17 protein-coding genes are annotated in these 23,864 nt (G+C 62.4%); 12 read left to right on the forward strand and 5 right to left on the reverse strand.

Annotated elements, in window-relative coordinates:
- Position 1: 1 nt before the first annotated feature.
- Entirely contained in the window at positions 2 to 1,102 is a 1,101-nt protein-coding gene (locus O1W68_RS05060; RefSeq protein ID WP_269301828.1) for a DegT/DnrJ/EryC1/StrS family aminotransferase, read from the reverse strand.
- 172 nt (positions 1,103 to 1,274) lie between these two features.
- Here O1W68_RS05060 and O1W68_RS05065 point away from each other — a divergent pair, with 172 nt between their 5' ends.
- Both O1W68_RS05065 and O1W68_RS05070 read left to right on the forward strand, forming a co-directional pair.
- Entirely contained in the window at positions 1,275 to 2,003 is a 729-nt protein-coding gene (locus tag O1W68_RS05065; protein WP_269301829.1) for an acyl-ACP--UDP-N- acetylglucosamine O-acyltransferase, read from the forward strand.
- A gap of 83 nt (positions 2,004 to 2,086) precedes the next feature.
- A complete protein-coding gene (locus tag O1W68_RS05070) occupies positions 2,087 to 3,106 on the forward strand; it encodes a lysylphosphatidylglycerol synthase transmembrane domain-containing protein (protein WP_269301830.1) in 1,020 nt (339 codons plus the stop codon).
- A gap of 7 nt (positions 3,107 to 3,113) precedes the next feature.
- On the opposite strand, the gene O1W68_RS05075 is transcribed toward O1W68_RS05070, so the two are convergent.
- Positions 3,114 to 4,832, reverse strand: a complete 1,719-nt coding sequence (locus tag O1W68_RS05075) for a hypothetical protein (RefSeq protein ID WP_269301831.1) — start codon at positions 4,830 to 4,832, stop codon at positions 3,114 to 3,116.
- A 59-nt stretch (positions 4,833 to 4,891) separates the two neighbouring features.
- Positions 4,892 to 5,899: a dTDP-glucose 4,6-dehydratase gene (rfbB, locus tag O1W68_RS05080; RefSeq protein WP_269301832.1), complete on the reverse strand. Its 1,008-nt coding sequence runs from the start codon at positions 5,897 to 5,899 to the stop codon at positions 4,892 to 4,894.
- Positions 5,900 to 5,985: 86 nt separating this feature from the next.
- On the opposite strand from rfbB, the gene O1W68_RS05085 reads away from it, so the two are divergent.
- From O1W68_RS05085 to O1W68_RS05100, 4 genes are all read left to right on the forward strand, one after another.
- The gene (locus O1W68_RS05085) at positions 5,986 to 6,750 is read left to right on the forward strand and encodes a hypothetical protein (protein ID WP_269301833.1); all 765 of its coding nucleotides are present in this window, start codon (positions 5,986 to 5,988) and stop codon (positions 6,748 to 6,750) included.
- Between the two features lie 248 nt (positions 6,751 to 6,998).
- On the forward strand, positions 6,999 to 7,307 hold the full coding sequence (locus tag O1W68_RS05090) for a hypothetical protein (protein ID WP_269301834.1): 309 nt from the start codon (positions 6,999 to 7,001) through the stop codon (positions 7,305 to 7,307).
- 343 nt (positions 7,308 to 7,650) lie between these two features.
- Positions 7,651 to 8,520: a glucose-1-phosphate thymidylyltransferase RfbA gene (gene rfbA / locus O1W68_RS05095; RefSeq protein ID WP_269301835.1), complete on the forward strand. Its 870-nt coding sequence runs from the start codon at positions 7,651 to 7,653 to the stop codon at positions 8,518 to 8,520.
- Positions 8,521 to 8,533: 13 nt separating this feature from the next.
- Complete coding sequence (locus tag O1W68_RS05100) at positions 8,534 to 9,118, forward strand: dTDP-4-dehydrorhamnose 3,5-epimerase family protein (protein WP_269301836.1); 585 nt, start codon at positions 8,534 to 8,536, stop codon at positions 9,116 to 9,118.
- Between the two features lie 69 nt (positions 9,119 to 9,187).
- On the opposite strand, the gene O1W68_RS05105 is transcribed toward O1W68_RS05100, so the two are convergent.
- Together O1W68_RS05105 and O1W68_RS05110 are read right to left on the reverse strand one after the other, a co-directional pair.
- Positions 9,188 to 10,216 (reverse strand): TerC family protein, encoded by a 1,029-nt coding sequence (locus O1W68_RS05105; RefSeq protein WP_269301837.1) that lies wholly within the window; start codon positions 10,214 to 10,216, stop codon positions 9,188 to 9,190.
- A gap of 174 nt (positions 10,217 to 10,390) precedes the next feature.
- Entirely contained in the window at positions 10,391 to 10,903 is a 513-nt protein-coding gene (locus O1W68_RS05110; protein WP_269301838.1) for a GtrA family protein, read from the reverse strand.
- 54 nt (positions 10,904 to 10,957) lie between these two features.
- Between O1W68_RS05110 and O1W68_RS05115 the strand changes: the two genes are divergently transcribed.
- The 6 genes from O1W68_RS05115 to O1W68_RS05140 all read left to right on the forward strand — a co-directional run bounded on the left by O1W68_RS05115 (position 10,958) and on the right by O1W68_RS05140 (position 23,662).
- The gene (locus O1W68_RS05115) at positions 10,958 to 12,409 is read left to right on the forward strand and encodes an FAD-binding oxidoreductase (RefSeq protein WP_269301839.1); all 1,452 of its coding nucleotides are present in this window, start codon (positions 10,958 to 10,960) and stop codon (positions 12,407 to 12,409) included.
- Entirely contained in the window at positions 12,406 to 13,170 is a 765-nt protein-coding gene (locus O1W68_RS05120) for a decaprenylphospho-beta-D-erythro-pentofuranosid-2-ulose 2-reductase (RefSeq protein WP_269301840.1), read from the forward strand. The genes O1W68_RS05115 and O1W68_RS05120 overlap by 4 nt, the downstream gene beginning before the upstream one ends.
- Positions 13,171 to 15,168: a galactan 5-O-arabinofuranosyltransferase gene (locus O1W68_RS05125; protein ID WP_269301841.1), complete on the forward strand. Its 1,998-nt coding sequence runs from the start codon at positions 13,171 to 13,173 to the stop codon at positions 15,166 to 15,168.
- Between the two features lie 35 nt (positions 15,169 to 15,203).
- Positions 15,204 to 17,009, forward strand: coding sequence for a glycosyl transferase (locus O1W68_RS05130; protein WP_269301842.1), 1,806 nt, complete (start codon positions 15,204 to 15,206; stop codon positions 17,007 to 17,009).
- 56 nt (positions 17,010 to 17,065) lie between these two features.
- Positions 17,066 to 20,278: an arabinosyltransferase domain-containing protein gene (locus O1W68_RS05135; protein ID WP_269301843.1), complete on the forward strand. Its 3,213-nt coding sequence runs from the start codon at positions 17,066 to 17,068 to the stop codon at positions 20,276 to 20,278.
- A 72-nt stretch (positions 20,279 to 20,350) separates the two neighbouring features.
- Positions 20,351 to 23,662, forward strand: a complete 3,312-nt coding sequence (locus tag O1W68_RS05140) for an arabinosyltransferase domain-containing protein (protein ID WP_269301844.1) — start codon at positions 20,351 to 20,353, stop codon at positions 23,660 to 23,662.
- Positions 23,663 to 23,864 lie beyond the last annotated feature (202 nt).

The raw sequence follows: 23,864 nt of genomic DNA on the forward strand, positions 1-23,864 counted from the left end.
GTCAGACTCCCATTGCTTCGCGCACGGCGGAAACGATCTTGTCGATGTCGGTGCCGGATAGCCGAGCGTGAACCGGGATGCTCAGGCACCGCGCGGCAACCGACGTCGCTACGGGCGTGTCCTCGATGATCACGCGAGGATGCTCGCGATAGCAGTCGTAGTCGTACACCGTCTTGGGATAGTAAATGCCGCTTCCGATTTCGCGTTGCATCAGACGCTCAGCGAGATCGTCTCGGCTGATCGGCGCGTCTTCGGCCACGATGACGGTGAATTGGTGCCACACGTGCCCTCTTCCCGACAGTTCGCTTGGAAGGGTCAAGCCGACAACATCGTTCAATCCGTCTCGCAACAGCTCGGCATTTCTTCGGCGCTGAGCAACCTGCTCCAAATACGTATCCAGCTGCGGCAGAGCAAGACTGGCCTGCAGATCCGTCATACGATAGTTGTGACCGACCATCTCGTACACGTAGCGCGACCGCATGCCTTGATTACGGAGCACCCTGAGCCGATCGGCCACCGCATCGTCGTCGGTCGTGATCATTCCGCCCTCGGCGGTCGTGAGATTCTTCGTCGCATAGAACGAGAAGCAGCCGGTGCCGAAAGTCCCGACGCCCTTTCCATCCAACGTCGCCCCGTGCGCCTGCGCGGCATCCTCGACGACTGCGAGACCGTGCGACTGCGCGAGCGGCATCAACGCACTCATATCGGCCGGTTGACCATAGAGGTGAACGGGCATCAAGACCTTCGTCCGGTCGTTGATCTTGCTCTCGACGGTCGCCGGATCGAGATTGAAGTCCGATTCGGAGATGTCCGCGAACCTGGCGGTAGCCCCCGATTCGAGAATGGCATTGAGCGTCGCGACGAAAGTGAAGGGTGTGGTGAGCACTTCATCACCCGGCTCGAGATCGCGCACCTGCAGCGCAGCGGTCAGCGCCGTTGTGCCGTTGTTGACGGCCACGGCGTGGCGTGCGCCGACCAACTGGGCGAAGCCGTCCTCCAGACGCTTCACCTTCGGTCCCTGGGCGACAATTCCCGATCGCAAGGTGTCCAGCACTTCGCGCTCGACATCCTCCCCGAAAGAGATGCTGGAAACAGAAATCACTAGGCGTCTCCTCGGAAGACTTCGTTCACGACTCGATAGCCGCCGATGTGGACAATCACACAAGGACACTATCGAACCCACCACGCGGTTCCTGCCGCCCTGGCCCCGCGGGTACTGTCCCTGCTGAATGATTGTGGACGAAACAGTGGTTCGACCAGGAGGGCAGTCTCGAGTGTCAGCAAGTTCGGTAGGCAGCAATTGCCAAATCCATGAGACGGCAATCATCGGCGACGGAGTACGAATCGGTGACCGAGTCACGATCGGTCCGTACGCCGTGCTCACGGGCCCCCTGGAGGTGGGAGACGACTGCTGGATCGGCGCGCAGACGGTCCTCGGAGCACCACCCGAAATCTACGGGCATCCTCACTTCGCGTCGTACACCGAGGCCAGCGATGGTTTCGGCGTCACTATCGGACCGCGCACCGTCATTCGCGAACTCACCGCCGTGCACAAAGGTAGCGAACGCCCGACCACGATCGGCTCCGATTCGTTCATCATGAATCGAATATCGGTCGGCCATGACTGCCAATTGGGCGATGGCACGATCGCTGCGCCGGCCGTGACCTTCGGCGGACATGTGACCTTGGGCGCCGGATGCAACATGGGTATGAACAGCACGATCCATCAGCGTCGCGTGATGGGATCCGGCGCCATGGTCGGCATGGGTGGCATCGCAACCAAGGATGTTCCGCCATTCGCCACCGTCGTGGGTAATCCTGCACTTCTGCACAGCGCGAATACCGTCGGCATGTCGCGCAAAGGCTATGACTCTGCCGATATCGACGCCATTGCCGCCGCTTATTCCGAAGGCTCCCTGCCGGCGCTCGACGAGCTGAGCGAAACAGCGGCACAGGCATTCGCCTGGTGGAACGGGCTGGTCACCAAACCGCTTCTGACCTGACCACCCGCGGGTTCGTCCAGAGAACGGCTGGGCTATTGGTATCGTCGGGATTCGTTACATTGTCGTTGAAAGGGTGAAACCCGGTGAGTTCTATCGAAGAACCGGAATCCACGCCTGCTGACGACGCTCCGAAACGTACGAAACGTACGAAACGTACCGTCCTGGCGAACGTCGCCCGCGTCGCGGTCACTCTGGCGATTCTCGTCGCCATCGTCTTCGCAGTGAAATCACAGTGGTCCGAGGTGAAGGACACCATCGACCAGCTGAGCTGGTGGTCACTCATCGCGTCGGCACTGTTCGTGTTTCTCGGAATGGGTGCGGCCGTTCGTGCTTGGCAGCATGCGCTCGGCGCACTGGAGCAGCCGATCCCCGCTTTCGACGCCGCCCGCTGTTATCTGGTCGGCCAACTCGGAAAGTACCTTCCCGGCAGCGTATGGGCATTCGTTCTCCAGACCGAGCTTGTTCGACGCGCTGGCGTATCTCGCGCAGCAGGCTTCACCGCCGTTCTCGTCACAGTCGGGCTCAGCACGACCTCTGCTCTCGTCGTCGGGTTACTTGGACTGCCGGCGCTGTTTCAGGTCAGCACCGTGGCAGCGGTCGCCGTCATCGTGCTGGTTCCGATAGCACTCGTCTGCGCGTATCCCCCGGTCCTGACGCATCTCGTCAACCTGGCCTTGAAGCTCCTGCGGCGCCCGCCGCTCCACAAGCCGCTCACCATGCGCAAGATCGGCCTGGCTTTGGGATGGTGCGGGGCAAGCTGGATTCTTTACGGGGTCCACCTGTGGATCCTCGCCTCGAGCACCGCCGGTTTTCAAGTCGGTGGCCTCATCGAGTGCATCGGGGCTCTCGCCCTCGGAATGTGCGCCGGGGTGTTGGTCATCGTCGTGCCATCGGGAATCGGCGTTCGCGAAGCGGTGATCGTTGCCGCGCTGTCTCCGTTCATGGATGCCGGCGTCGCCCTCGGTCTGGCACTCGCCTCACGTCTGGTGTTCACACTCTGCGAAGTCCTCGCGGGAATAGTCGCGGCACTGGCCGGCTCTCGCGCACTACGAAACATGTTCGTCCACGAGCATTCTCGGGTAGCGCAGCCGATCAAGGCGTAGCTGCCAGTCAAGGTCCAGCTGGGGACTCGGCTTGGGGCGCCCAGACACCGACGAAGCTGCCACACGATACTGCGCGACCTTTCAATCGAGAGCGAATGTCCGACAGGACACCGGATGGGTCCACGATCGGAGCTGTAGGTGCGACCACCGCAGGAACCTCGGATGCACTCGCCAACTGCTCGGGTCCGACGGTTGCGAACAAGACCAGGTACTGATCGTTCTCCTGCATCCGATCCGCCTCCGCCCGTATCCTCTCGCGCGAATCTCCGATCAGCTCGATCGGTAGCATCCAATCGAGCGGAAATGGATTGTGCAAATGCAGCGCAGGGTAAACGAACGCATTGTCGGGAAGAATGGCGACATCTTCCGCCGGATAGGCCTCGATGCACTGACGTATCTGCTGAATGTAGGCGAACGTACTGGGGTTGGATTCGATCCCGCGCATGTCAGGAATTGCGGTGCCGAGGTCCGCCACCAATTCATCGCGTGGGCGGTCACGGTACGGATTCTGTGCCTGCTCCACAGTCACGAACCCGGCAACGACGACAGTGACCGTTGCCGCCGCAGCAAGAGCTTCGCCCCGTCGAATCCACAAATTCTGTTCCGATACGGTCGGCAAGATTAGGTTCCGTTTGACCAGGTCGAGCGTTAACAAGACCATGCTGCCTGCCAGGAGCGTCGGCGAGTCGTAACCCCAGGACAGGCTGGCCATCCAGGCCAGGAGAAGCAATCCCAGCGGTCGCCACGGAATGGTTCGACGGGAATGTGCATCGACGAGAACGCATGCGGCAAGCATCCAGAAGAGGACGATGCCCCACACTCCCGCACGTTCCAGCCTTCCCTGGAAGACGACGAGTAGCACCGTTGCTACAGCTACCGAGGCTGGCAATACACTGAGCCACCTGGACCATCGGGCCGGAACACGTTGCGGAAGAACAATAATGAAAACAATGGCCGAGACGAACACCGCGATCGCGATTACAAACGATGACGAAAAACCTGGATCGAAGATGCGTCTGCCCGTGGCGGCGACACCACCGGTCAGTTGCGAAAGCATGTCACCGAAACCGCCGGCCGCAGTGACAACCAACAGATAGGCCAGCGGCGCCGCCAGGAGCACCACGATGTCGATTCCGAGACGCCGAAAACGCGGACGCTTCTTCGAAGCGGGATGCACAAGCAGGACAACGAGACCGACTGCGACTGCAGGAACGAAACTTTGTTTGGTTATCGAGGCGAATCCGAGCGCGAAGAGACCGAACTTATAGAGGAGTGTTCGATCTGTACGTAGTCCGATATCCAATGCCCACCAACCACATACGACGAGAAAAATGCCATCGATGGTGTGCCACGCATTGATCGGGAACAAATGGATGTTGAGAAACACCGCTGCGACAACCATCGATGTCCGCAACAGGCCCCATTGCCTGAGTGGATAATCTGACGTCCACGACGCGAGGACTACGGTCAGGATGATCATCTGAAGTGTTGCAACTGCAATCGATATCAGAAACAACGGGCCTGGTAGCAGTAAATCCAGAACATGCAGATACGCAGACCCCAATGGCCGTGCCGAAATGATGTCGAGATGCGGAATCTCTCCGTGAAGGACCCGCCAGCTTTGAGCTACAACGAAGCCCTGATCAGTCGGATTGAACCCGAACCGCTCGATGCCGAGAGTGATAGCACCGGTGAGAACAATTATCCAGAGTAAATGAAGCGCCATCCTGCGGGTCGACGCATGCTGCAGCACACTCCGACCCCGCAGGACACCACTGTCAGTTCTCAGCGTGCTATTACCGATTCCTTCTCGGCATAACCGGATTCGGTTGCATCCTTCTGCGGACGCCACCACTGCTCGTTCTCGCGGTACCAGTCGACCGTCGCCTTCAGGCCGCTGCGGAAGTCCACGTACTCCGGTGTCCAACCCAATTCGGTTTCAAGCTTGGTCCAGTCGATCGCGTAGCGCAGATCGTGGCCCGGTCGATCGGTGACGAAATCGAATGCGTCGGCGGCCTGTGCGGTTTCCTCGAGGATCGTCTCGAGGACCTCACGGTTGTTCTTCTCCCCGTCGGCGCCGATCAGATACGTTTCGCCCATCGCGCCCTTCTCGATGATCGTCCACACCGCGTGGTTGTGATCGTCGACGTGGATCCAGTCCCGCACGTTGTGCCCGGCGCCGTACAGCTTCGGCCTGGCACCGGACAGAATGTTGGTGATCTGCCGAGGAATGAACTTCTCTACGTGCTGGTACGGGCCGTAATTGTTTGAGCAGTTCGAGATCGTGGCGCGAACCCCGAACGACCGCACCCACGCCCGCACCAGAAGGTCACTCGACGCCTTCGTCGAGGAATACGGGCTCGACGGGTTGTACGGAGTCGACTCGGTGAAACGCGCCGGGTCGTCGAGCTCGAGGTCCCCGTAGACCTCGTCGGTAGAAATGTGGTGGTAGCGGACGTCGTGCTCGCGGACGGCCTGCAGCAGCGTCGTCGTACCGATGACGTTGGTGTGGACGAACGGCCACGGGTTGCTCAAGCTGTTGTCATTGTGCGACTCAGCGGCGAAATGAACCACGAGATCGGTCTCCGCGACAAGCCGGTTCACCAGTTCTGCATCAGCGACGTCACCTTCGACGAAGTCGATCTTGTCTGCCACCGAGTCCAGTGACGAGCGGTTACCCGCATAGGTGAGCGCATCGAGCACCGTCACCTGCGCATCGGGTCGCTCGGCAACGGTCTGATGCACGAAATTGGCACCGATGAACCCGGCGCCACCGGTAACGAGCAGTTTCATAAGGGTGACCATACCGGCCCTACCGCTTTCGAGCCGACCTTGTCGTTGCGTCGTGTTAGCGTGCCGGCGACTTCGGGGGGAGTGCCATGGGGCAACGCAAAAAACTTCTAGGACTGGCAGTAAGCCTGGTCGTCTTCAACGCACTGCTGTGGGGACTGCCGAAGATCTCGCCTGAAGTGCCGGATCGATACGAGGGTGTGACAGCCGCGGGGCCGCCACCGGGGACTGCTGCGAAGGCCACCGCGTCTCCCCTCCCACCGGGTTTTCCGTCGATAGAACGGCCGCCCCCCAAGATCCAAGTGCCCGACGGGCAGCCTCAGCCCCTTGCAACCAAGTTCGGGTTGACCTACGAGGTTCCTACCGGCTGGGACGTCTGGCAGACGGGCGTTGCGGGGTGGACCGGCGATGACGGGACATCTGCAAGGTACGGCGCCCTCGGCTTCTACGACAGGACAGACTGTTCGGACGGCGAGCACTCGGAACGCGCGATGACCGGCATAACTGGCCGGCGCACTCTGGATCTGAATGCGACCGCTTTGGCCGAGGTCGCGAAGGCAGAAATGATCTTTTCGGGTGCTGATGATTCGCAGAAGCCGAACGTGTCGATCAGCGGCCACGAGAAATTCGTGATCGACAACCAACCCGCTGTTCGATACCGGGCCACGGTGAAAGATATCCCCGAAGCCGAGGAGCATTGCGCCTCGGGAGAAGCAACATTCGACGTGGTCGCCACTCCCGGATACGCGACCGCCGAGGTCGTTGTCTTCATAGTCCGAGCGGAACGCGACGTTGACAATGCACTGAGCTGTTCCGAGATCGACGACCTGATTTCCACACTTCGAAAGAGCTGACATGACAGGAGGATTCGAGGTTGATACCGCTGAGGTCGCCGGCCTCGGAAGTCTGGCGGACCGTATCGGTCACGGCACCTTGGCGAGCCATCGCTATATCGGCGAACATGCAGGCCTCAGCGGCACCATCCCCGGACAGATTTTACAACGGTTGGCACCGTTCATCACGAACTATCAGGCCAAGAAGATCCCCGTCTTAGGAAGAAGCCTGGCAGATCGAACGGATTGTCGAAATATGCTGGCAAGCTATGGATCTGACCATGGAACTTGTCCGCAACATCGAGGAAGTGGTCGACGACTTCGGGCGGTTCCTGGATGCGATCGCCGATCCCACCGGCCGGATCGGCCGGACCATCGAACAGCATCTGACCCCGCTGACCGACTTTCTCGACAAAGGAAAAACCGCAATCGACACCGGAAAGACTGTCGACATCACCCCACTGATCTTCACTCCCGACGAGAGGTTCTCCGTCGGAGAAGGCTCAGCACCCTGGCAGGACGCACGACCGACGACCCAGCAACGAGTGCTGCTCGAGATCGCGTACTCGACTCGCTGAATCGGCTCGATGCGGCACGTCGGCACGCGGAGAGTGTCACCATCGGGGCATCGACCGCGCGTCACATCGTCACTGCAAAGTTTCTTGCGCGCCTCGCCGAATCGACACATGCGTCGCCGGAGTTGCGTGAGTTTTCTCGGCGAGTTTCAGCGAAAGACACCACTTGGGACCGCATCGAACTCGACGCAAAACCCATACCCGCCGAGGTACACGAACTCCGCGCAGACCCTCTGGTCGATTGGCCGGGAAATTGGCCACTACAGACCGAGGAACAGCCGTTTCGCATCGAATGGCAATGACCGCGGACGCGCGCAGACCTTTCTGATCTGCGAGACTTCCGAATATGCGGGGAATTATTCTGGCGGGCGGTACCGGGTCGCGTCTTCATCCGATCACGATGGGCATCAGCAAGCAGTTGGTGCCGGTGTACGACAAGCCGATGATCTATTACCCACTCTCGACGCTGATCTTGGCCAATATCCGCGACATTCTGATCATCACCACCGAACAGGATTCGCAGCAGTTCCAACGTCTGCTCGGTGACGGCTCCCAGTTCGGCATCAACCTGACATACAAGGTTCAGCACGAGCCGAACGGGCTCGCTCAGGCGTTCGTCCTCGGAGCGGACCATATCGGCTCCGACAGTGCCGCTTTGGTGCTCGGCGACAACATCTTCTACGGCCCCGGACTGGGATCGCAGCTGGGCAGATTCGGTGACATCGACGGCGGAGCAGTCTTCGCCTACGAGGTGAAGGATCCCAGCGCATACGGCGTCATCGAGTTCGACGCCGCCGGCAAGGCGATCTCGTTGGAAGAGAAGCCGAAAGTCCCGAAGTCGAACTTCTCCGTCCCCGGCCTGTACTTCTACGACAACGACGTACTCGCCATCGCCCGCGATCTGGAGCCTTCGGCGCGGGGCGAATACGAGATCACCGACGTCAACCGGCACTACCTCGACGCTGGGCGTCTTGCCGTGGAAGTGTTGCCCCGCGGGACGGCATGGCTCGATACCGGCACCTTCGATTCGCTACTGGACGCCTCCAATTATGTGCGCACCATCGAGCAACGGCAGGGCCTGAAAATTGGTTCACCGGAGGAAGTGTCGTGGCGTCGGGGATTCATCACCGACGATCAACTGCGGGAACGGGCAACAAAGCTGGTCAAATCCGGGTACGGGCAGTATCTGCTCGACCTCGTCGATCGCGGCAAGTAGAGGATTTGTGTAGATGAGTTTTCGTGAATTGAAAATCCCCGGTGCGTTCGAATTCACCCCGCGCCAGTTCGGTGACGATCGCGGTGTGTTCTTCGAATGGTTCAAAGCGTCGGCGTTCGAGGAGGCAACCGGGCGATCGTTGGATCTGCTGCAGGCGAACTGCTCGGTCTCCGCTGCCGGAGTCCTTCGCGGGATCCACTTCACCACCAACCCGCCCGGGCAGGCGAAATACGTCACCTGCGCCCGCGGAGCGTTCCTCGATGTCATCGTCGACCTGCGGGTCGGATCCCCGACGTTAGGGCAGTGGGACAGCGTGCTGATCGACGATGTCGACCGCAAAGCGGTGTTCCTCTCCGAAGGACTCGGCCACGCCATCCTGTCTCTGGAAGACAACTCCACCGTCATGTACCTGTGCTCGCTCGAGTACACCCCGGCGCTGGACCGCGATATCAACCCACTCGACCCGGCTCTTGGCATCGACTGGCCCACCACCGGCCGCGACGGCTCACCTCTGACCTACGAGCTCTCCGACAAGGACAAAGCCGCCCCCACCCTCGCCGAAGCCCTCGAAGCGGGGAACCTCCCCATCTTCCGGTGAGTCGTCGTCGGGGCGACACCGCGGCCGTGCCGGCGTCGCCCCAACACCCGATGCTGTGCGCCGAGAGGGCTACAAACGATCTGTCCGTCGACCGCGCCTGCTCCACAAAGGCTGAGCCGCAGCAAGTTCCGTTTCTGTCGCAGTTCGGAACGGAGACGCCGACCGGTCGACCTGCGGGTGGGCAGCCTGCCCTCGTGTGGCTCGCAAACTGAGTACCACGGAGATCGCAAGAATCGACGAGATGACGCCGAGCGAGATGGCGGTGGGGATGTAGAACACGTCCACCTTGAGTGCCATCTTGATGCCTACCCAGATCAGGACCAACGCCAGTCCCACCTTCAGGTACACGAACCGGTGCATCAGGTCCGCGAGCAGAAAGTACATCGCGCGCAGGCCGAGAATGGCGAATGCGTTGGCGGTGAACACCAGGAAGGGGATGTCGGTGACGGCGAAGATCGCCGGGATGGAATCGACAGCGAAGACGATGTCGGTGACCTCTACGAGGACCAGCACCGCCAGCAGCGGAGTGGCCAACGCCACGCCCCCGATGCGCACCACGAATTTCTGCCCGTAGAACGCGTCGGTCATGGGAACGTAGCGACGAAACAGCCGCAGAGCTCGAGACTGTTCAGGATCGAGGTGCTCGTTGCGTTGACGCACCATCCGGTAGCCGGTGAAGATCAAGAACGCAGCGAAGAGGTAGAGAACCGCGCTGAAGCTGGCGATGAGGGCAGATCCCCCGGCAATGAAGATGCCGCGAAAGACCAGAGCACCGAGTACACCGAAGAACAGGACGCGGTGTTGCAACTCTCTGGGCACCGCGAAATACGTGAAGATGATGGCCCACACGAACACGTTGTCGACCGCCAGCGACTTCTCGATCAAGTAGCCGGCGAAGTATTGCTGGCCGAACTCTGCACCGGCAGTGGCCCAGATCAGTACTCCGAAACCGACGCCGAAGGCGACCCAGATACCTGACCAGACGGCCGCTTCGCGCACTCCGATGACGTGTGCTTGCCGATGAGCGAACAAATCGACCGCGAGCATGGCGACGATGAAGCCGAGTACTGCCACCCAAGCCCAGAATGGAACAGACATGACAACCTCCAGTTCTGTGAACTGGAGGTCTCTCCCGCCCGACGCGGGCCGCTCGCCGGGCCCGGATTGCCGGGCCGTGGTGACGACGAAGCTGCTGGGGGATACTCCCCTCCTGTGGCCCTATTGAACCAGGACCTCGGCCCAGGATCAAGGAAACTTAGCGCACCACAATATTTACCGAATCTTGAAGATCACGAACCGCTGAACGAGGAAGTTGATGACCGTCGCCGTGCCCTGCGCGATGACGAAGGCCACGTTCGCGTACCAGAAGCCGTCAGGAAAGACCTGGTAGAGCCAGGTATAGATGCCGACCTGGACGGCGAAGGTGACTCCGTACAGCGCGACGACAGCGAGGAACCGGGCACGCGACGGTGCCGCATTGAACGTCCACCGGCGGTTGATCAGGTACGCCGTGGTGGTGCCGAGCACGAAGCCGATCGCCTTGGCCAACGTCACCCCGACCCCGAACACGAAGTGCAGGATCAGATTGACGCCCTGATCCACGATGGCCGACAACACACCCGTCGCCAAGAAGCGCAGCACCTGCGTCTTGAGATCGAGGGCGTCGTCGGCGATGTTCTCGGTCAGCGGCAGCTCGACTGGGAGGGGAACGTGGTGCTGGAGTTCCTCGTCTTCGGCTGACCAGTCGTCGGGTTGCGGCACGATCACCCACACTAGCTGTCTCATCGACGAGAGCGCAGCCTGCGAAGCGACCCAGATGACCGAGTACCCTCTAGACCGATGTCCACGACAGCCGACGACGCACTCTTCCCCCTGGAACCACAGGCCGGGAACACTGCGCCGCTACCCACTCAGACCCGCACGCTTTCCGGATGGGGCCGCACTTCGCCGTCCACCGGTGAGGTGCTCTCGACTTCCGACCTGGAGCTCATCGCGAGCGCAGTCAAACAAGTCGCAGAGCAAAACGACAGCAAGCCCTCTCACCTGCGCCGCGGCGTCATTGCGCGTGGCCTTGGCCGCTCGTACGGCGACAATGCGCAGAACTCGGGCGGCCTCGTCATCGACATGACGGCGCTCACCGGCATCCACAGCATCGACGCTGGAACTCGCATCGTCGACGTGGACGGCGGCGTCAGTCTCGACCAGCTGATGCGCGCGGCACTGCCCTTCGGCCTGTGGGTTCCGGTGTTGCCGGGGACACGTCAGGTCACCATCGGTGGCGCGATCGGCACGGATATCCACGGTAAGAACCATCACAGCGCCGGCAGCTTCGGCAACCATGTGCGCTCGATGGAGCTCCTCACCGCTGATGGCCAGATCCGGCACCTCATCCCGACAGGAAAAAGTGCCAAGCTGTTCTGGGCCACTGTCGGTGGCAACGGCCTCACCGGGATCATCCTGCGGGCGACCATCGAGATGACGCCGACCGAGACGGCCTATTTCATCGCCGACGGTGACGTCACCCGGAACCTCGACGAAACCATCGCCCTGCACAGTGATGGCAGCGAGAACAACTACGACTACTCGAGCGCCTGGTTCGACGCCATCGCCGCCCCGCCGAAGCTCGGCCGTGCCGCCGTGTCGCGTGGGTCCTTGGCGAGGCTCGATCAGCTGCCCGAGAAACTGCAGAAGGATCCGCTGCGCTTCAACGCGAAGCCGCTGCTGACGTTCCCCGACGTGTTCCCCAACGGGCTTGCCAACAAGTTCACGCTCGGCGCCGTCGGTCAGGCGTGGTACCTCAAAGCAGGTAATTACCGGAACAAGGTTCAGAACCTCACGGCGTTCTACCACCCGCTCGACATGTTCGGTGAGTGGAATCGTGCATACGGTTCGAACGGGTTCCTGCAGTACCAGTTCGTGGTGCCGCCGGAGGCTGTCGACGAGTTCAAGAAGATCATCGTCGACATTCAGAAGTCGGGGCACTACTCCTTCCTCAACGTCTTCAAGCTGTTCGGTCCGGGAAACAAAGCGCCACTGAGCTTCCCGATCCCAGGCTGGAACATCTGCGTCGATTTCCCGATCAAGGCAGGCTTGGGCGAGTTCGTTCGAGAACTCGACAAGCGCGTCCTCGAATTCGGCGGACGCCTCTACACGGCGAAGGACTCACGCACCAGCGCCGAGACGTTCCATGCGATGTACCCCCGGATCGACGAGTGGATCAAGGTCCGCCGATCCGTCGACCCCACAGGCGTTTTCGCCTCCGATATGGCCAGAAGGTTGGAATTGTTGTGACGATCGACGCTGTGGGCAACCCACAGACCATTCTCGTACTCGGCGGGACAAGCGAGATCGGTCTCGCGATCACCGAGGAGTACCTGTCGAAGTCACCGGCACGCGTCATTCTCGCCGCATTGCCGAACGACCCTCTCCGTGACGGCGCCGTAGCGCAGCTGAACGCCAAGGGCGCCAAGTCCGTGGACGTCATCGATTTCGATGCGCTCGACACAGCGTCGCACCCCAAGGTGATAAACGAAGCCTGGTCCAAGGGTGACGTCGACGTCGCAATCGTCGCCTTCGCGGTGGATTTCGACGCCGAGGAACTGTGGCAGGACCAGCGCAAGGCAGTGCTCGCCGCGAACATCAACTACACGGCATCGGTTTCGGTCGGTGTACTGCTGGGCGAGAAGATGAAAGCACAGGCCTACGGCCGCATCATCGTCATGTCCTCGGTGGCGGGTGAGCGGGTTCGCCGGTCCAACTTCGTCTACGGCTCCACCAAGGCCGGACTCGACGGCTTCTACCTCGGACTCGGAGAAGCGTTGCGCGAGTTCGGTCCTCGCGTCACGGTCGTTCGGCCGGGAATGGTGCGCACCAAGTTCAGCGCGCACGTCAAGGAAGCGCCGATGACCGTCGACAAGGAGGTCATCGCGAAGCTCGCGGTGAACGCTTCGCAGAAGGGCAAGGAAATCATCTGGACGCCGGCGCCATGGCGTCTGGTGATGATGGTTCTGCGGCACGTCCCGCGGCCGATCTTCCGCAAGCTCCCTATCTAGATGAGACGAGCGCTCGGCACGGCCTTCGAAGGCGTACTGGCCGCTCTCGTCGCGGCAATTGTTGCGACGGTCGGGTTGTATGCCTTCTCACTCGTCGAGTGGCCGGCATTCAACTCGTCCAACGTCACCCGCGCCGTGACGACGCTCGGCCAAGTCGCCTGCGCCATCGCGTTCGCAGTGGCAATCGCGCTCTACCGTCGAGGAAAGCTCGAATGGTTGGCGAAGTCACTGACGTGGGTCGGGCTGTCCGGATTCGTGACGATCACCCTCGGAATGCCGCTGGCCGCAACCAAGCTGTACTTGTTCGGTATCTCCGTCGACCAGGAGTTCCGGACCGAATACCTGACGCGGCTCACCGATTCGGCCGCACTCCGCGACATGACGTACGCGGACATCCCGCCCTTCTACCCCGCGGGATGGTTCTGGCTGGGCGGACGCGTCGGAAACCTGCTCGGCATGGATGGCTGGGAAGTGTTCAAGCCGTTCGCAATCGGATTCCTCGCCGTCACCGCGGTGCTGGCCTTCACGCTGTGGAAAGCACTCGTGCGAGTCGACTGGGCCGTCGCTGTCAGCGCAGTGACCACTGCACTGGTCGTCGCCTACGCATCTCCCGAGGCCTACAGCGCCGTCATCGCCCTGCTGATCGCGCCTGCACTCTTGTTGGCCTGGGGTGCGCTGAACAGGCCGGTGGCTGCCGGTATCAGCGGGCGCTTGAATGGCGCCTTCAAGCCATCTGATCGTATGAATGGACCATTGAAGCGGTCGGGAAGTGCGGACGAACCCCAGCGGTCAGCAGGCGAACGCAAGCGATCGCTGGGCTCCTGGGGATGGGGAGCGGTCGTGGGCACCGGCCTGTTCCTCGGCCTGGCCGCCACTTTCTACACCCTGTACCTGGGTCTGGCTGCGTTCGCGGTTACGTTGATGGCCGTCGTTTCGGCGATTGTGGATATCAGGGCCCAGAAGAGCTGGCGCGCGGCGATTCCTGTTGCCGTCCGACTCGTCGTCATCGCAGCTATCTCCGCTCTCGTGGCGCTGACCGTGTGGCTCCCCTATCTGGCGGCCGCTCTGACCGGGACGCCGTCGACGTCGGGTACCGCTCTGCACTATCTTCCGGAGGCCGGTGCGACACTGCCGTTTCCGATGTTGGAGTTCTCGTTGGTCGGTGCACTGTGCCTTGTGGGAACGTTGTGGCTCGCGGTGCGGGCGGCGTCTTCGCGTCGCGCCCAGGCGTTGGGCATCGGCGTCGTCGCGGTCTACCTATGGACGCTTCTGTCGATGGCTGCCACCGTCGCGGGCACGACGCTACTGTCGTTCCGACTCGAAGCCGTCCTGATCGTATGGCTCGGTGCAGCAGGCGTTTTCGGCTTCCTCGAAGGTTCCAAAGCGATCTACCAGGCGATCAACGAACCGTCACGGTTCAAGATTGCGGCCGTCGTGATCGCGGCCGTCGGGGCAATGGCGTTCGCACAGAGCATTCCGCAGATCCTCCAGACCGAGATCACCGTCGCCTACTCCGATACCGACGGTGACGGCGTGCGCGCCGACATGCGTCCGCCGAGCGCGGTGTCGTACTACAGCGAAGTCGACGCTGCCATCGGCGAGCAGATCGGCAGACCTCGGGACGAGACGATCGTGTTGACTGCCGACACGTCGTTCCTGAGCTACTACCCGTACTTCGGGTTCCAAGGCCTGACCTCGCATTATGCGAATCCGCTCGCCCAGTTCGACGAGCGCGCTGCAGCTATCGCAGACTGGGCGAAGCTCGAGTCTCCGGACGAACTGATCGCGGCCATGGACGGCAGTGCATGGGCGGCGCCGGATGCGTTCCTGTTCCGGCGTGGGGCCGAGGGTTACACCCTTCGGTTGGCCGAGGACGTGTACCCGAACGATCCGAACGTCCGCCGCTACACCGTCACTTTCGACGCATCGTTGTTCGAGGATCAGCGGTTCACCGTCACCGACATCGGTCCGTTCGCCCTGGTCACCCGCAACACCTAGAAGAATCACATAACGTTCACGTAACGTGCAGCGCGATGACAAACACTGATCGGACTGTGCTCGAGCAGCCGCAGACTGCCCCGGCGTCGAAACGCGGGTCGATCTCGACGCGTGTACGCACTGTGCTGATCTCGCGCGTGGACCGCGCCGACGTGGCGGCTGCCTCGTTGTTCGCGGTCCTCGCACTGTTCGTCATGCAGGGGCAATGGCGCAACCTCAGCAATGGATACCTCTACAACAGTGGCCAGGACCAGGCCATGTGGGAGTGGTTCCTCTCCGTCGCGGCGCACTCGGTCGCGCATCTCGACAACCCACTGTGGAGTGATCTGCAGAATTACCCCGCGGGCGTCAACATGATGGCGAACACCGCGATGTTCGGTCTGTCGATCCCATTGGCGCCGATCACGCTACTGTTCGGCCCCACGGTGACCTGGGCGATCGGGCTCACCGTCGGTCTCGCCGGTACGGCCTACGCCTGGTATTGGCTGTTTGCGCGCAGGTTGGGCGCATCGCGCGGCGCATCCGCCTTGGGCGGTGCACTCTGCGGTTTCGCCCCCGCCATGGTCTCGCACGCCAACGGTCATCCGAACTTCGTCGTCCTGTTCCTGCTGCCGGTGATCGCCTCGATGGTCATCCACATCGCACACGACGGACCGACGGCAAAGCGGACGATCGCCCTCGGACTCGTCGTTGCGCTGCAGATCTTGCTCGGCGAAGAACCATTGCTGATCTTCGCGATCTCGTTCGGAATCTTCGCCGCCGTCTTCTACCTCGGCAACCCTCGAAGCATCGTGTCAGCGGTCGCCAATGCGGCCAAAAGCCTGCCGATCGCAGCCGTGATCGCCGTCGCAGTCGTTGCTGTTCCGCTGTGGTGGCAATTCTTCGGTCCGCAGAGTTACTCGTTCATCGAGCACGGCAACATGGGTAACGACGCCAAAGCCCTCTTCCAGTTCCCGACGCAGTCCATCGGCGGAAAGGTGACACCGGGCCAGGACGTGCGCATCAATGCCACCGAGGAGAACGCCTATCTCGGTTGGCCACTGCTCGTGCTGTGTCTCGCTGCGACGTTGTGGATGTGGCGCGACGCCCGAGTGCGAGCGGCTGCCGCTACCGCGGTCGTCATGGGTGTCCTCTCACTCGGGACCGTGCTGTACATCGGCAAGAACGACACCGGAATCGAACTTCCGTGGAAGTGGTTCGCGGAGGCCCCACTCGTCGAATCCGTGTTGGAAACTAGATTCGTCCTCGGCGCGGTGCCCGCACTCGCGCTGATCCTGGTGTTGGCCACCGACAAGGCATTCGGACGCGGCCTTCGCCCGTTGCCGGGCCTGTGGTCGATCGCGTTGGCGCTCGCTCTCCTTCCGTTGTTCCCGACGCCGTTGCAGGCGGTGGAGAGAACCCCGACGCCGGCGTTCTTCGCCGACGGCGAATGGCGGGACTACCTCGACGGCGGTTCGATCGTCACCGTTCCGCTACCTCGACCCGAGGACGCCCGTCCGCTGCTGTGGCAGATCGACGCCGGGATGGGTTTCCCGCTGGCAGCCGGTTACTTCGTCGGACCGAGCGATCACGAAGACAAGAAGGCGAAATACGGTGCCGTCGACCGAAGGACAGCACTTCTGCTGGGCTCGATCCAGAACTCCGGCACGGTTCCGGACATCACCGCCGAGCAGAAGAAGCAGGCCATCGAAGATCTGGACTACTGGAACGCCGACGTAGTCGTGCTTCCACCGGGCAAGAACAACAGGGCATTGCGTGCGACGGTCGATACTCTCCTGGGCACCCAAGCCCAGTTCCACGGTGGGGTGTGGGTCTGGGACGTGCGTGCGCTCACACCCTGACACACTGACCTGCACGAAACGAGCGACGACGTGACCGTGCAATAGCATGGGCAACCGTGTCCACCGCCGCAGCCACCGCACCGAACCCGACTTCTCGGAAATCGTCGCCACGCATCTCCGCCGGAGTCGTTGCCGTCGTCGCCGGCGTGATCGCCGTGCTCGCTGCGGTCCTGACACCGCTGTTGCCGGTCACTCAGGATTCGGCGTCGATCAGCTGGCCGCAGAACGGGACGCTGACGTCCGTCGAAGCGCCGTTGATTTCCTACACACCGCTGTCTTTGGACGCGTCCATTCCATGTGCCGTGATCGAGAACGCACCGCCCGGCACACTCGTTCTCTCCACCACCGCGCCCAGCGCCCCCGACGCACAAGGCGTCGGACTGGTCGTCACCCGCACTGAAAGCGGCATGCAGGCCGTGCTGCGCGAGCGCGTCCTGCTCACTCTCACCAACGCACAGCTGGCGTCCTGCTCGTCGGTCGACATCAGCTCGACGAACACCGGATCGACCGCGTCGGCACCGGGCACCGATGCAACAGGCTCGATCGACGGCGACGCGCGCCCGCAGACCGTCGGCATCTTCACCGAATTGCAGGGGGCTGCGCCGGCCGACTTGCGTGTCGATATCCAGATCGACTCGCGATTCTCTTCCACCCCAACGCTTCTCAAGAAACTCGCGATGGCCGCCGCAGTCATCTTCACGATCATCTCGCTGATCGCGCTGCACCGGTTGGACCTGCGGGACGGACGGCGCGGACGCCGATTCTTCCCCTCGCATTGGCTACGCATCACGGTCGTCGACGGAGTGGTCGCCGGCGTTCTGGTTCTCTGGCATTTCATCGGCGCCAATACCTCGGACGACGGCTACCTGCTCACGATGGCACGAGTGTCCGAACACGCCGGCTACATGGCCAACTACTACCGCTGGTTCGGTGTCCCAGAGGCTCCGTTCGGCATGCCGTACTACGACATGCTCGCCGCATTCGCCAAGGTGTCCACGGCCAGCCCATGGATGCGACTGCCTGCGCTGATCGCCGGTCTGCTGTGTTGGGCCGTCATCAGCCGCGAGGTGATTCCGCGCCTCGGTCGCGCAGTGCGGTCGGACAAGGTTGCGATCTGGACCGCCGGGCTCGTCTTTCTGGCGTTCTGGCTCCCATACGACAACGGTCTTCGCCCCGAGCCCGTCATTGCCCTCGGCGCCCTGTTGACCTGGTGCTCGGTCGAACGTGCCATCGCGACGGGCCGGTTGCTTCCCGCAGCCGTCGCTGTGCTCATCGCGGCGTTCTCGCTCGCCGCCGGGCCCACTGGACTCATCTGCGTCGCGGCGCTGCTGGCAGGAGGTAGACCGCTCGTCCGCGTTCTCATCTCGCGTGCTCGTCACGTCGGCTGGTTCCCGGTCCTGCTACCGATTCTCGCGTCGGGTGTAGTAATCGTCGCCGCGGTCTTCGCCGACCAAACCCTCTCGACGGTCCTCGAAGCAACGCGGGCACGTGCCGCTGTGGGCCCGAACGTGCCGTGGTTCGAAGAGCGCACCCGCTGGGACTCGCTCATGGAGATCACACCGGACGGTTCACTCGCTCGAAGATTCGCTGTGTTCGTCATGATCTTGTGCGTCATCACCACGATCGTCGTGATGCTGCGTCGAAACGGCCGCATTCCCGGTGTGGCACTGGGGCCCTCGCGTCGGATCGTCGGCATCGTGATCGGCGCACTGGCTCTCATGATGTTCACCCCGACCAAATGGACCCACCATTTCGGTGTGTACGCCGGTCTGGCCGCGTCACTCGCCGCCGTTGCTGCGATCGCCGTCGCATCGGCCACACGCGACAACCCACGAAACCGAACTCTGTTCACCGCAGCCGTACTGTTTCTCACCGCTCTCGCGTTCACCGGCTCCAACGGCTGGTGGTACGTCTCGAGTTACGGCATCCCGTGGTTCGACAAGCCTCCGATGATCCTCGGAAAAGGCTTCTCGACCATCTTCCTCGGACTGACAGTTCTCGCGCTGCTGTACGCCGGATGGCAGCATTTACGCGCGCCCTACCGTGCCACTGCCAGGTCCGCGCGCTTCGGAGTCTCGGCTCTGACGGTCATGTCCGCCTTCGTCGTGCTGTTCGAACTCGCGTCCTTCGTCAAAGGTGCGGTCGCACAGTATCCGGCCTACTCGGTGGCGCGCTCGAACCTGAACGCACTGACCGGAAACTCCTGCAGCCTGGCCAACGACGTACTGGTGGAACAGGACCCCAATGAGGCGATGCTGACGCCGATCGGTTCCACCCTTGCAGATTCCCTCGCAGGTGAGGGCACCGCAGGCTTCGCACCCGACGGTGTCCCGACCGACCTCACCGCCGACGAAGAAGACGTATCGCAAGAGAGCACACGCGGATTCAGCGACGACACGACAACCGATCAGCAGACGTCGAGTTCCTCCGGGTCCTCAGGCACCGAAGGCGGCACCACCGAGGGCACGGGCATCAACGGAAGCTCCGTCGCACTGCCCTTCGGTTTGGACCCCTCGCGCACACCCATCCTCGGCAGCTACGGCGCGGACACATCGGAGCCCTCGACCCTCACCACCGAGTGGTTCTCACTCCCCACATTGCCCGACGGGGATTTCCTTGCCATCAGCGCGGCCGGCCGAATCAGATCCGTCGACTCCGACGGCATCGTCGCATCCGGCCAGCCGCTCGAAGTGGAGTATGCCGCCGGCGATCAGGTTCTCGGACGAGTAACTCCGATCGACGTCGGACCGCAGCCGTCCTGGCGCAATCTCCGCGTGCCCTTGTCCGAGATTCCCGAGAATGCCGATCGGGTCCGACTGGTCGCAACCGACTCCGACATCTCGTCCGACCAATGGCTTGCCGTGACACCCCCGCGCATACCGCGCACAGTCCCGCTCGTCGACGTCATCGGATCCGATACACCGGTGATGCTCGATTGGACCGTCGCGCTCGGATTCCCGTGCCAACGCCCGTTCGACCACAAAGACGGCGTCGCGGAACTGCCCGAGTACCGGATACTGCCGGATCGGAGTGGCGCGGCCGCGCACAGTCCGGTCATGGACGCGTTCGGTGGAGGCCCCCTCGGCTGGCAACAACTCGTACTCTCCGCCGAAGTCGTCCCGACCTATCTGCGCGACGACCTCGACCGCGACTGGGGATCACTCGAACGGTTCAGCCCACTCGATCCGTCCGCAACGCCCGCAGAGCTGACGGTCGGGACCGTGACACGCAGCGGATGGGAGTCGGAGGGCCCGATCAGGGTCGAATGAAACGGGTATCTTCCCGGTTCTTTCACGATGCGAATGCGGTGAACCGATCGCGCTCGCATACCATCGTCAACCGTGCCCGACGCCGTGACAGATTCTTCCGCCGTGCCCTCCGCCTCACCGAGGAAGGGTTCTGCAGTCGATCTTCGATCCCAGGTGCGCACCACGCGCCTGGTTGCCATCATCACCGGTTTGCTAGGCGCGTTTCTCGCGATCCTGACCCCGTTTCTTCCGGTCGTGCAGACCACGTCGACGATCAACTGGCCCGAGGCCGGTTCGCTGCAAGACATCGATGCACCTCTCGTGTCGCAGGCTCCCCTCGCCTTCACTGCGAGCATCCCGTGCAGCGCCGTCGCACAGCTACCGCCGTCGGGCGGCCTCTTGCTGGCAACCGCACCACCTCAGGGTGAAGGGGCAGCGCTCAACAGCCTCTTCGTGCGCGTCAGCGAAGCCTCCGTCGATGTATTGGACCGCAACGTAGTCGTCGCCACAGCACCGCGCGCGGACGTTCAGGGCGCCGCGTGTGGCTCCATCGAGATCACCTCGGACATCGACTCGACCACGGCCGAGTTCACCGGCTTGTCCGACAGGCAGGGCAATCCACGCTCCGGACGACTCGACGGCGACTTACGTCCTCAGGTCGTCGGACTCTTCACCGACCTCTCCGGTGCCGCGCCCGCAGGAATGTCGGCGACGATCGACGTCGACTCGCGGTTCTCCTCGAGCCCGACGATCCTCAAATTGCTCGCAATGATCCTGGCGGTCATCTGCACCATCCTCGCTGTGGGCGCGCTCGGCCGACTCGACGGCATCGACGGCCGCGGTCACCGCCGCTTCTTCCCGTCGAACTGGTGGAAGTTCACCGGCATCGACTTCACGGTCGTCGGCGTCTTGATCGGCTGGCACTTCGTCGGAGCAAATACCTCCGACGACGGCTACCTGCTGACCATGGCCCGCGCGGCCGAGAAGTCCGGCTACATGGCCAACTACTTCCGGTGGTTCGGCGTCCCCGAAGCACCGTTCGGCTGGTACTACGATGTCCTCGCACTGTTCGCCAAGGTGTCCACGGCCAGCCCCTGGATCCGCCTACCCGCATTGATCGCCGGAATCCTGTGCTGGATGGTTATCAGCCGCGAGGTAGTTCCGCGCCTGGGTCGCGCAGTACGCAAATCGAACGTCGCACTGTGGACCGGTGGTCTGGTATTCCTTGCGTTCTGGTTGCCGTACAACAACGGACTGCGCCCGGAGCCGATCGTTGCCGTCGGTGCGCTGCTCACCTGGTGCTCGATCGAACGCTCCATCGCAACCGGAAGATTGCTACCCGCGGCCGCCGCTTTCTTGATCGGCGCATTCACACTCGCTGCCGCACCTACCGGATTGATGTGTGTCGCAGCATTGTTGGCAGGCGCACGGCCCATGGCTCGAATCGTCATTCGACGTCATCGCCAAGTCGGTACGTTGGCACTCGTAGCGCCACTTGCAGCGGCAGGATTCCTCGTTCTCGTCGTCGTCTTCGCCGACCAGACCTTCGCCACCGTCATCGAATCCACCCGAGTCCGTACGGCCATCGGCCCGAGCGAGGCGTGGTACCAGGACTTCCTGCGCTACTACTACCTGTTCGTCCAGACCGTCGACGGTTCCGTCGCACGCCGATTCGCATTCCTGGTGATGCTGCTGTGCCTGTTCTCGACACTGTTCATCCTGCTGCGACGTCGACGCGTCCCCGGCATTGCCAACGGACCCGCATGGCGTCTCATCGGCGTCGTATTCGGAACCATCTTCTTCATGATGTTCAACCCGACCAAGTGGACGCACCACTTCGGTTCGTACGCCGGTATCGCCGGTAGCCTCGCGGCACTGACGGCCGTCGCCATCTCGGCCAGTGCACTCCGATCGCGCAGAAACCGCACGATCTTCCTTGCCGGTCTGATGTTCGTTCTCGCACTGGCATTTTCGGGCATCAACGGCTACTGGTACGTCTCGAGCTACGGCGTCCCGTGGTTCGACAAGACCGTGTCCCTCGCCGGCAACGAATCCGGAACACTGTTCCTCGCCCTGTTCGCACTCGCCTTGGCGCTCGCTGCCTGGCAGTACCTCAGGGAGGGATACGCGCCACCGCAACCACGAGCCACCAGCGAACGCGGCAGACGCATCAAGAAATTCGCTGCAGCACCGCTCACCGTCGTCGCCGGACTCATGGTCCTCTTCGAGATCCTCTCGCTCGTCAAGGGAGCCGTCTCGCAGTACCCCGCATACTCACTGGCCCGGTCCAATATCGAATCACTGACCGGCAAGAGCTGCGGTTTGGCCACCGACGTTCTCGTCGAATCGGATCCCAACGCCGGCGTCCTCGATCCGATCCCCGCCGGCTTCAACGCCGAAACCGGGCCCCTCGGTGGCGAAGACCCCTCGAAATTCACTCCCAACGGCATTCCCACCGACCTCAGCGCCGACGCCGTGGAAGTCAAACCAGGACAAGGCAATACCGACCAGCAAAGTGTCGGACCGGCCTTCGAAGAAGGCCAGAGCTCCGGAACCGGAGGCGGAATCGGCGACCGTGGCGTCAACGGATCCACCGCCGCACTCCCCTTCGGACTCGACCCCGCCACCACCCCGGTCCTCGGCTCCTACCAACCCGGAATCCAGGAACCCGCGTCGGCGACCTCCAGCTGGTACGCACTCCCCGAAAGATCCGACACCGCACCGCTGATCGTCATCTCGGCCGCCGGACGCATCCTGTCGGTCGACGACACCGGCGCACTGACCTACGGGCAGTCCCTCCTCGTGGAGTACGGCACTCGCCAACCCGACGGAACGATCGACGTCCAGGGCACCTACCTGCCCCGCGACATCGGACCCGCTCCATCGTGGCGCAACCTCCGCATCCCCATCGCGGACCTACCCGAAAGCGCCGATGCCGTACGCATCGTTGCCAACGACCCCAACCTCACCGGCGACCAATGGTTCGCGTTCACCCCGCCGCGAGTACCACAGCTCGAAACGCTGAACAGCCTCATCGGCAGCGAACAACCCGTCCTACTCGACTGGGCCGTCGGACTCCAATTCCCGTGCCAGCGCCCCTTCGACCACCAATACGGCGTCGCCGAAGTACCGAACTACCGCATCCTCCCCGACCGTCCACTGGCCGTCAGCTCTACCGACACCTGGCAATCCGGGGACAACGGCGGCCCCCTCGGCTGGGCAGAACTCCTCGCCAAGCCCGTCACCGTTCCCACCTACCTGGACCGCGACTGGGCCCGTGATTGGGGCTCCCTCGAGCGCTACGACCAGTACTACCCACAAGCAGTCCCACCGACCATCGACACCTCCGAGGTCACCAGGTCGGGCCTCTGGACTCCCGGGAATCTGCGGGTGTTCGACAAGTAGCTTCACCGTTGGAGGTGGGCCGTTGGGGTGGGTGGGCTTTCACCACCCGCTTCAATGGTCCACTCATACGATTAGATAGCTTCGGGGCGCCATTCAAGCAGCGCGCGACGGGTGGTGGGCCGTTGGGGCGGGCCTCACCACCCGCTTCAATGGTCCACTCATACGATCAGATAGCTTCGGGGCGCCATTCAAACAGTGCGCG

Origin of the sequence: Rhodococcus sp. H36-A4 (assembly GCF_027158005.1) — a bacterium.
Lineage (GTDB): Bacteria > Actinomycetota > Actinomycetes > Mycobacteriales > Mycobacteriaceae > Rhodococcoides.

What these genes read in the sequence shown, in the direction of transcription:
- O1W68_RS05075 (WP_269301831.1), bottom strand. Translation starts at nt 4,832, where the DNA reads ATGGCGCTTCATTTACTCTGGATAATTGTTCTCACCGGTGCTATCACT.
- rfbB (WP_269301832.1), bottom strand. Translation starts at nt 5,899, where the DNA reads ATGAAACTGCTCGTTACCGGTGGCGCCGGGTTCATCGGTGCCAATTTC.
- O1W68_RS05085 (WP_269301833.1), top strand. Translation starts at nt 5,986, where the DNA reads ATGGGGCAACGCAAAAAACTTCTAGGACTGGCAGTAAGCCTGGTCGTC.
- O1W68_RS05090 (WP_269301834.1), top strand. Translation starts at nt 6,999, where the DNA reads ATGGATCTGACCATGGAACTTGTCCGCAACATCGAGGAAGTGGTCGAC.
- rfbA (WP_269301835.1), top strand. Translation starts at nt 7,651, where the DNA reads ATGCGGGGAATTATTCTGGCGGGCGGTACCGGGTCGCGTCTTCATCCG.
- O1W68_RS05100 (WP_269301836.1), top strand. Translation starts at nt 8,534, where the DNA reads ATGAGTTTTCGTGAATTGAAAATCCCCGGTGCGTTCGAATTCACCCCG.
- O1W68_RS05105 (WP_269301837.1), bottom strand. Translation starts at nt 10,216, where the DNA reads ATGTCTGTTCCATTCTGGGCTTGGGTGGCAGTACTCGGCTTCATCGTC.
- O1W68_RS05110 (WP_269301838.1), bottom strand. Translation starts at nt 10,903, where the DNA reads ATGAGACAGCTAGTGTGGGTGATCGTGCCGCAACCCGACGACTGGTCA.
- O1W68_RS05115 (WP_269301839.1), top strand. Translation starts at nt 10,958, where the DNA reads ATGTCCACGACAGCCGACGACGCACTCTTCCCCCTGGAACCACAGGCC.
- O1W68_RS05125 (WP_269301841.1), top strand. Translation starts at nt 13,171, where the DNA reads ATGAGACGAGCGCTCGGCACGGCCTTCGAAGGCGTACTGGCCGCTCTC.
- O1W68_RS05130 (WP_269301842.1), top strand. Translation starts at nt 15,204, where the DNA reads ATGACAAACACTGATCGGACTGTGCTCGAGCAGCCGCAGACTGCCCCG.